At 45.1% G+C, this 304-nt stretch carries 1 pseudogene; it reads left to right on the top strand.

The features are described from left to right. Positions 1 to 33 precede the first annotated feature (33 nt). A pseudogene (locus tag AB4585_RS25315) lies at positions 34 to 304 on the top strand (hypothetical protein); the annotation flags it as partial.

Below are 304 nucleotides of genomic sequence, written 5' to 3'. Positions count from 1 at the left end.
ATACTACTTTGCCGCATAATTTCTATAGTGCTAATGAGCGCTCTTGGAAGCTTGTACGGACTGCTGATAGTTAAAGACCGGGGCTATGATTGGCAGTGGTTAGGCTTTCCTCTGCTAGATAGTGGTGTACAGATAGCGCGTACCAAAGATACCCATCAACTGCTGCTGCGTAAGCTCTATCCTTTACACGCTATGGAAGTCTCTGCCTATACCACCATGGATAACAACATGGTGCTGCAGTTGACCATTTTCACCTCGTGCGATAATGATGTTGAAGCTCAATTGGCAGTTAACCATGATATAG

The organism is Vibrio sp. 10N.222.49.C9 (assembly GCF_041474985.1).
GTDB classification, from domain to species: domain Bacteria; phylum Pseudomonadota; class Gammaproteobacteria; order Enterobacterales; family Vibrionaceae; genus Vibrio; species Vibrio crassostreae_C.
Note: the sequence above shows the minus strand (reverse complement) of the source record. Positions and strands in the feature narration are given on the sequence as shown.